This window comes from Parerythrobacter lacustris, assembly GCF_024626475.1.
In the GTDB taxonomy this organism is placed as follows: Bacteria; Pseudomonadota; Alphaproteobacteria; order Sphingomonadales; family Sphingomonadaceae; genus Parerythrobacter_A; species Parerythrobacter_A lacustris.
Window position 1 is genome coordinate 137,973 of sequence record NZ_JANKHH010000008.1, and the last position, 7,601, is coordinate 145,573.

Sequence of the window (7,601 nt, forward strand, 5' to 3'; positions counted from 1 at the left end):
GTATATCTGATTTCCGAAGCATTCGGCCAGAAGGGGCTGAGTTTGGGGATTTCAGCCGCCATCGGTTACGAAGTTTCGGAAACTGACATTGAAGGCGGCTGCCGGCTTTCGTCCTTGTCGGCAATCTCAGCCATCAGATCATCCCGCGGGCCAGGTCGGCAATCTGGTACCTCCCCTTGCCGTCGTCTTCCACCGCCTCGCTGAAAGCGAGGTCCTGCGAAAGGTAGACCCGGCCGTTAAGCTCATCGAGAAAGTGGGTGCGCTGGAGCCGGTCCATGACCGGACCTTTGACCTCCGACAGGTGCATCCTGATACCTCCGTCGATCAGCCGATGATTGATCGCCTCGAGGCTTTCGAGACCCGACGCGTCGATCTCGTTTACCGCGCTGCACAACAGTATCACATGGCGCAGCGCGGGTCTCTCGGCGACGCGTTCGAGCACGTATTCCTCCAGCCAGCGGGCGTTGAGGTAGGTCAGGCTTTCGTCGATCCGGATTGAAAGGACGTGCGGTACGGTGATCACCTGATGGCGCAGGACATTGCGGAAATGCTCGGTCTCCGGCACCCGGCCGACGATGGCTGCGTGCGGGCGGCTGGCGCGCCAGAGGAAAAGCAACAGGCCGACGCCGACGCCTGCGATCACCCCCAGCTCGACTCCCGCCAGGAGGGTAGTGCCGACGGTCGCCATATGTGCGGCAAAATCCGGCTTCGAATAGCGCCACAGCTTGCCTGGAGTTTTGAGGTCGACCAGGCTGAGGACCGCCACGATGATCGTGGCAGCCAGCGTCGCGATAGGCAGGTTGAACAGCAGCGGGGTGAGAAACAGACCGGCAAGCAATATGCCCACAGCAGTGTAGGCACCGGCTGCGGGTGTCTCGGCCCCGGCATCGAAATTGACGACCGAGCGGGCGAAACCGCCGGTAACCGGGTATCCGCCGGAAAAGGCGCTGGCGATGTTCGACGCGCCGAGGCCGATCAGTTCCTGGTTGGGCGCGATCCGCTGGCGGCGCTTGGCCGCGAGAGTCTGCGCCACCGAAACGCTTTCGACGAAGCCGATGATCGAGATCAGCAAGGCCGGCACCCACAACTGTCCGATGAGACCAGGATCGGTGGACGGCAGCGCGAAGGGCGGCAGGCCCTGCGGGATCGCGCCCACAACATTGACGCCGCGCTGTGCGAGATCGAAGGCAATGACAGCCAGGATCGTGCAAACGACGGCCACCACGGGCCCTGCCTTGGCCGAGATGTCCGCCGCGCGGGGGCTGAGGCCAAGCTTCACCAGCGCGGGCTTCAGGCCCTTGCGGACCCAGAACAGGAACAGGGTTGCGGGAATGCCGATGGCGAGGGTCGGAAGGCTGACCGCATCGATAGCCGAGGCCAGCCCGCCCAGCATCTGGGGCCAGGTATCACCGCCAGCTGAAACACCGAAAATGTGTTTGAGCTGGCTGGTCGCGATCAGGATGCCGCTCGCGGTAATGAAGCCGCTGATCACCGGGTGGGACAGCAGGTTTGCCAGGAAGCCCAGCCGCAGGAATCCGAGCACCGCCAGCATCACGCCGGACAGTGCCGCGAGTGTGATCGCGGCCTCGATATAGAGCGCGGTGCCTTGAGCGGCCACGGCGCCAGCGGCACTTGCAGTCATCAGCGAAACGACGGCAACGGGCCCGACCGCAAGCGTCCGGCTGGTGCCGAAAATGGCGTAAGCCACCAGCGGCAGGATCGAGGCATAGAGCCCGACCACCGGCGGCAAGCCTGCCAGCAACGCATAGGCGAGGCTCTGCGGGATCAGCATGATGGTCACAATGACCGCTGCGACCAGATCGCTGGTCAGGACCGAACCGTTGTAGGTGCGCCCCCATTCGAGGATCGGAAGATATTGCGAGGCTAGCCCGGGCTTGTGCTGCCGCAGCAAGCCGGGGGGTTCGCCGGCCGCGTCAGAGACGCTGTCGCTCACTCTTTTGCCGCCTTCCGGGCCTTCGGCTTGACCAGCCACTCATGCCCCTTGAGCATGCCGTTCCAGTAAATCCATGGCAGCGCTTCCGATTTCAGGAGCCAGCTCAGCCTGCGAGGTCGTGTGCCGTCGATCACCCATTTGGGGAAACTGGGCAGCAGCTTCCCGTCATAGCCGAATTCGGCGAGAACGATTTTCCCGCGCTCGACCGTCAGCGGGCAAGAACCGTAGCCATCGTAGTCGGCCCAGGGTTCTTTGCCGTCGAGCACGGCGAGCGCATTGACTGCGACGATCGGTGCCTGCTTGCGCGCAGCCGCCGCAGTCTTGGCATTGGGCATCGACCCGGCATCGCCGACGCCGAACACATTCGGGTAGCGGACGTGCTGGAGAGTGAACTTGTCGACGTCGACGAAGCCGCTGTCGGCGCTGGCAAGCGGACTGTCGGCCACGAACCGGGGAGCTACCTGCGGCGGTACCGCATGAAGCAGTTCGAATTCGACGGTTTCCTCACCGGCCTCGGTCTTGAACACCGCTTTCCGGCCCGGACCGTCAACTGCGATCAACGTCTGATTGAGCTTCAGGTCGATGCCGTATGTCTCGACATATTCCATCAGCGCCGGGACGTATTCCTTGACGCCAAACAATACGCCCCCGGCATTGCGGAACTGAACTTCGATGTCGCTAAGGACGCCGCGTTCCTTCCATGCGTCGCAAGACAGATACATCGCCTTTTGCGGGGCGCCTGCGCATTTGATCGGCATGGGCGGCTGGCTGAAGATCGCCCGGCCTGACTTGAGATTGCGCACCAGATCCCAAGTGTAGGGCGCGAGATCGTACCGATAGTTTGACGTAACTCCGTTCCTGCCGAGTGTGTCCTCCAGCCCCTCGATCTTCTCCCACGCCAGACGGATGCCGGGGGCCACGATCAAAATCGCGTAGGTGATGGTCGTGCCGTCCGACAGGGTGATCTGGTTGCTTTCGGGCTGGAACGACGCGGCGGCCTCGCGCAGCCAGGTCGCGCTCTTGGGCATGACGCTCGCCATCGGTCGCCGTGTGACCGGCGCATCGAATATCCCGCCACCGACCATTGTCCAGCCCGGCTGGTAATAGTGGTCTTCGCACGGCTCAACGATCGCGATGTCAAGCGATGGGCGCCGTTTCAGCATCGAGGATGCGGTCGCGATCCCGGCCGAACCGCCGCCAATAATGACGACTTCGTGGCGAAGCTTCCGGGGCATCACAAATTCTCCTGATGTTTTTCGATTATTCGCCGAGCCGTTCGCGCAGGGCGGACAGATCGTAGCCTGCGCGCTGCGCGGCCTCGATGCGTTCACCGATGCCGAGATTCTCGACATTGGCCAATGCATCGAGGGTGATGGACCGGGTACCGGTGCGGCAATAGGCCAGCACCTTGCCATCTGCCGCCGCGCGAACATCAGCGAAGGACCTGATTGCCGGCTCCGGAAACGCGCCACCTGCTACCGGAATGTGATGAAACGCCAGACCTGCGGCTTCCGCAGCCTCTCGGATCGCCGCAACCGTGGGTTGGCCAGGCTCCTCGCCGTCTGGCCGGTTGCAGATCACCGTGCGGTAACCGGCCCCAGCAAGTTCCTGCATGTCTCCGGGCCGGATTTGAGGAGAGACCGCGAAACTTTCGGTCACGATAGCGATTGTCACGACTTGGCTCCTTCCACAAACCGCACCCCGGTCATGCCGGCAAGCATCGCAAGAACGAAGATCGCGGCAGCCCCCGGTTCGATGACCAGCGCGGCGATGCCCGGTCCAGGGCACAAGCCGGCAATCCCCCACCCGATTCCGAAGAGCGCAGCGCCGCCGATCAGCTGCGGCGTCAGGTCCGATCGCGATGGCAGGTGGAACTGCTCTGCCGCAAGCGGCACCGCCATGCGTGGGACGACGCGCCAGGCGGCAGCCATGACGATCACCGCGCCGCCCATGACGAAGGCGAGCGTCGGATCCCAGTCTCCGAAAATGTCGAGAAAGCCCCGCACGCGTGCCGGATCGGTCATGCCGCCAAGCGCGAGACCTGCGCCGAACAGCGTTCCGGATGCCAGCGATACGATACCGGTGCGCATCACAGCACCTCCAGCCCGAACGAATTCATGACGGCTACGGTCGCAATACCGGTCACCATAAAGGTAGCCGTCGCGACGATCGAACGGGCAGACAACCGGCTGACACCGCAGACACCGTGACCGCTGGTGCATCCGCTACCGAGCCGCGTGCCAATTCCGACCAGCAGTCCGGCGATCGCCAATGTGAGCGGACTGGCGAAGTTGGCCTGAAAGCCTCCCGATGCCAGCATTACGACAAGTGCCCCGAACGGAAGTCCGATGACGAACATCCAGGCGTCGCTGCGTGCAATGCCGCTGCCGCCCAGTCCGATCGCCTTGGCAGCGAGCCCGGAGACTCCCGCGATCCGTCCCAGCGCCAGCAGCATCAGCGCTGCGGCGAGGCCAATGAGCACCCCGCCCATCAGTCCGGAAAGTGGTGCGGCATCGGGGAAGCCGGAAAGAGTCATACCGCGTTGACCGGAATCTTGATGTAGCTCACGCCGTTATCCTCGGGATCGGGCAAGCGTCCTCCGCGAATATTGACCTGCACCGAGGGCATGATCAACGTGGGCATGGCGAGTGTCTTGTCGCGGTTGGTTCGCATCTCGACGAAGTCCTCTTCGCTCACGCCATCCTTCACGTGGACATTCTCTTCGCGCTGCTGCTTGACGGTCGACTCCCATGCATATCTGTCGCGGCCCGGTGCCTTGTAGTCGTGGCACAGGAAGAGCCGGGTTTTGTCTGGCAGCGAGAGCAGGCGGCGGATAGAACGAAAAAGTTGATGCGCATCGCCACCCGGGAAGTCGGCGCGGGCGGTACCGAAATCCGGCATGAAGATCGTATCCCCCACAAAGGCGGCGTCGCCGATGATGAAGGCCATGTCGGCAGGCGTGTGCCCGGGGACGTGAAGGGCGATACCTTCCAGCCCGCCGATCCCGAACGTCTCGCCATCGTCGAACAGCTTGTCGAACTGTGACCCGTTGCGCTCGAATTCGGTGCCCGCGTTGAACAGCTTGCCGAACACGTCCTGCACGCGCGTGATCTCGCGCCCGATGGCCAGCTTGCCGCCCAGCTTTTCCTGCAGATAGGGCGCGGCCGAGATATGGTCCGCGTGGGCATGCGTCTCGATATGCCACATCACTTTCAGATTATTCGAAGTGAGATAGTCGATCATGCGGTCGGCGGAGGCGTTCGATGTACGACCCGAGGCAGGCTCATAATCGAGAACCGAATCGATGATTGCAGCCTCGCCCGCTTTGGGATCGTGCACCACATATGAAACGGTGTTCGTCGCCTCGTCGAAAAAGCCCGCAATCGAGGGGCGCAGCGATTTGTTGACCTGCGCGCGTTCGATCTGCCGGGCAGCAAGTGCGAGGTTCCGGTCCTGAATCATGGTCCTGTCTCCAATCATTTACATAAATTGTTTATATGTATTGCCATTCGCTTGTCAAGTGTTATGCATGCGCGATGATAGACAAGATGATCGAACCTTCGACTGCGCGTGAACCAGCCTGTGCAGGACTGCGGATCGGAGATATGGCACCGGATTTCACGGCACGCAGCACAACCGGCAATGTCCGCCTGTCCGATTTTCGCGGACGATGGCTGATCCTTTTCTCGCACCCCGCCGACTTCACACCGGTCTGCACGAGCGAGTTCGTTGCCATCGCTGGTTGTGCGGACGAATTCGAGAGACGCGACTGCGCCCTCATGGCTCTTTCGGTCGACAGCCTGTTTTCGCACTTTGCCTGGCTTAGGCTGATCCGCGACCGTTTTGACATCGAAGTGCGTTTCCCGATTGTGGAAGATCCCACACTCGTGATCGGTCGCGCCTTCGGGATGGTCGCGTCTCAGGATAACGACAGCGCGACCGTGCGCACGACATTCTTTATCGACCCGAAGGGGATCATTCGCGCCATGACATGCTATCCCGCCAATGTCGGCAGATCGATGCCCGAGATGCTCCGGCTACTCGACGCGCTTCAGGCGGTCGACGAGCGGAAGGTTCTGGCTCCGGCAAATTGGGAGGCGGGCGATCCCTTGCTCGCTCATCCGGATGCCTCCCTAGACACCGTGTTCGCTGCCAAAGGCCAGACCGACTGGTTCATGCAGGAAGCCGGGCCGAGGACGCGGAAATGACCGACGACGAGCTGGTGGACGCGCTGAAGGCTCTCGCCCATCCTGTGCGCCTGCGCATCATGCGGGCGCTGACCGGTGCCGAGCGCAACGTGGGTGAGATCGACGAGGCTTCCGGCATCGGCCAGCCGATCCTGTCCCAGCAATTGGCGGTGCTGCGAAATGCAGGGCTGGTAAAAACCCGCAAGGACGCCAAGCTGGTCTATTACCGGATCGACGACAGCATGCTTGCTAAGGTCGCAAGCGCAGCAGGGCAACTTGGCGGGCTGTCTGCGACCTCGGTGCGCCAGTCCCGGCATCCCGCACCCGGCGTAGCCAATTTTGCCAGACTGGGTTGAACCGAAAAGGCCGCCATCCTGCTTCGGGTGCTCGTGCCCGGCAAAGAGGGGTGGCGGAGACGGAGTCCGACCAATATCTCGAATAACGATTTGATATCAGATCGATAACGAGATTTCATGATTCGCCAGACCCACACTCAGACCCACACTTCTGAGTGGATGCAAGCGGACATCCTGAGATCGTGGGGGTTGGCTATCAGGCGCGTCACATGCCGCTTGATGTTGGTTACCAGCCATAGCGCGAAGGGTAAAAGCCCTTATCATCGTCTGGTCCAAACACGTGTTCAGCCTCGAACAAGACCTCGAATCCTTCGACGCTTGAAGCGCGCTCGGCTCGCTCGACGATTGCATTGAGCCAGGCAAGAAACTCGCCGGAACGCGGCGAGGACGTGGCTTTGAGTTCCTCAGCTAGTTGGGTGGCAAGGCGGCGCAGGCGATCGCGTCTCTCAACCCGCTCGAATACGAGTTCGAGCACCTTGAGGCGTCGGTCTTCGATATAGGCTAGTCGTCGAGCCTCGTTGCGCCGACGTGCTTCTTCTTCCGCTCGGATGCGGTCTTCTTCGGCCCTTCTGTCATCTTCGCGCTTGGCAGCGGCCAGAACGGCAAGACCAACGGCGATATCGTTCGCCATGTTTTCCACGCGCTGGATTTTGGCATCCTTGAAGGAGCGGCGGAGAACTGACGAGTATCGCAGATAGAGATCGAACTCGAACGATACCTTGCCGGTCGGTGCGTAATCCCATTCTGGCCAATGGCTAAATGAGGAAAAGCTCGGGACGTAATCCCAATCGTTCCGTGCCCAGCGCCGCTCCCGCCGTTTTCGTTCCTTCTCTTCCTTCGCCAATTCCTCGGGCGTGGGCTCGTGCTGCGACCGCTTAACTGCTTCCTTTAGATTGAAGGGGACAATCACGTTTCCGTCCGTGAACGCGGCGCGGTCACCCTTGCCGCTGAGTTCAAAGCCTTGGATCTGTGCTGCCGTGACTATTCGGTTGAGCGATAGTGAATAGCCCCTAGATTTGTGGACGCTTTCTTTCCTAATTTTGAGGACAGGAGGCGACGATGGGTAAGGCTAATTTCAGCGACGAGTTCAAGCGCGATGCGGTG

Annotated in this window: 9 protein-coding genes; 2 read left to right on the plus strand and 7 right to left on the minus strand. The window is 61.5% G+C overall.

Going from position 1 to position 7,601, the window contains the following annotated elements:
* Positions 1-133: 133 nt before the first annotated feature.
* From NSO95_RS15195 to NSO95_RS15220, 6 genes are read right to left on the minus strand one after another with little or no spacing between them, the layout of a single operon-like run.
* Positions 134-1,954 (minus strand): SulP family inorganic anion transporter, encoded by a 1,821-nt coding sequence (locus NSO95_RS15195; protein ID WP_257597180.1) that lies wholly within the window; start codon positions 1,952-1,954, stop codon positions 134-136.
* The gene (locus NSO95_RS15200) at positions 1,951-3,189 is read right to left on the minus strand and encodes an NAD(P)/FAD-dependent oxidoreductase (protein WP_257597181.1); all 1,239 of its coding nucleotides are present in this window, start codon (positions 3,187-3,189) and stop codon (positions 1,951-1,953) included. The genes NSO95_RS15195 and NSO95_RS15200 overlap by 4 nt, the downstream gene beginning before the upstream one ends.
* A 25-nt stretch (positions 3,190-3,214) precedes the next feature.
* On the minus strand, positions 3,215-3,628 hold the full coding sequence (locus NSO95_RS15205; protein ID WP_257597182.1) for a protein tyrosine phosphatase family protein: 414 nt from the start codon (positions 3,626-3,628) through the stop codon (positions 3,215-3,217).
* Positions 3,625-4,044, minus strand: a complete 420-nt coding sequence (locus NSO95_RS15210) for a DUF6691 family protein (RefSeq protein WP_257597183.1) — start codon at positions 4,042-4,044, stop codon at positions 3,625-3,627. Before NSO95_RS15210 ends, NSO95_RS15205 begins: the two co-directional genes overlap by 4 nt.
* Positions 4,044-4,490 carry a YeeE/YedE family protein gene (locus tag NSO95_RS15215; protein ID WP_257597184.1) on the minus strand — a complete coding sequence of 149 codons (447 nt, stop codon included), beginning with the start codon at positions 4,488-4,490 and terminating at the stop codon, positions 4,044-4,046. The genes NSO95_RS15210 and NSO95_RS15215 overlap by 1 nt, the downstream gene beginning before the upstream one ends.
* Positions 4,487-5,416 (minus strand): MBL fold metallo-hydrolase, encoded by a 930-nt coding sequence (locus NSO95_RS15220; RefSeq protein ID WP_257597185.1) that lies wholly within the window; start codon positions 5,414-5,416, stop codon positions 4,487-4,489. The genes NSO95_RS15215 and NSO95_RS15220 overlap by 4 nt, the downstream gene beginning before the upstream one ends.
* Before the next feature lie 86 nt (positions 5,417-5,502).
* Here NSO95_RS15220 and NSO95_RS15225 point away from each other — a divergent pair, with 86 nt between their 5' ends.
* Positions 5,503-6,162, plus strand: coding sequence for a peroxiredoxin (locus tag NSO95_RS15225; protein ID WP_257597186.1), 660 nt, complete (start codon positions 5,503-5,505; stop codon positions 6,160-6,162).
* Complete coding sequence (locus NSO95_RS15230) at positions 6,159-6,497, plus strand: ArsR/SmtB family transcription factor (protein WP_257597187.1); 339 nt, start codon at positions 6,159-6,161, stop codon at positions 6,495-6,497. The genes NSO95_RS15225 and NSO95_RS15230 overlap by 4 nt, the downstream gene beginning before the upstream one ends.
* Before the next feature lie 226 nt (positions 6,498-6,723).
* Here the strand turns inward: NSO95_RS15230 and NSO95_RS15235 are convergent, their stop codons facing one another.
* Positions 6,724-7,407, minus strand: a complete 684-nt coding sequence (locus tag NSO95_RS15235; RefSeq protein ID WP_257597188.1) for a hypothetical protein — start codon at positions 7,405-7,407, stop codon at positions 6,724-6,726.
* Positions 7,408-7,601 lie beyond the last annotated feature (194 nt).

Excerpts from the sequence above, each read along its gene's own strand:
- NSO95_RS15220 (WP_257597185.1), bottom strand. The coding sequence starts at position 5,416 with ATGATTCAGGACCGGAACCTCGCACTTGCTGCCCGGCAGATCGAACGC.
- NSO95_RS15200 (WP_257597181.1), bottom strand. The coding sequence starts at position 3,189 with ATGCCCCGGAAGCTTCGCCACGAAGTCGTCATTATTGGCGGCGGTTCG.
- NSO95_RS15215 (WP_257597184.1), bottom strand. The coding sequence starts at position 4,490 with ATGACTCTTTCCGGCTTCCCCGATGCCGCACCACTTTCCGGACTGATG.
- NSO95_RS15225 (WP_257597186.1), top strand. The coding sequence starts at position 5,503 with ATGATCGAACCTTCGACTGCGCGTGAACCAGCCTGTGCAGGACTGCGG.
- NSO95_RS15210 (WP_257597183.1), bottom strand. The coding sequence starts at position 4,044 with ATGCGCACCGGTATCGTATCGCTGGCATCCGGAACGCTGTTCGGCGCA.
- NSO95_RS15230 (WP_257597187.1), top strand. The coding sequence starts at position 6,159 with ATGACCGACGACGAGCTGGTGGACGCGCTGAAGGCTCTCGCCCATCCT.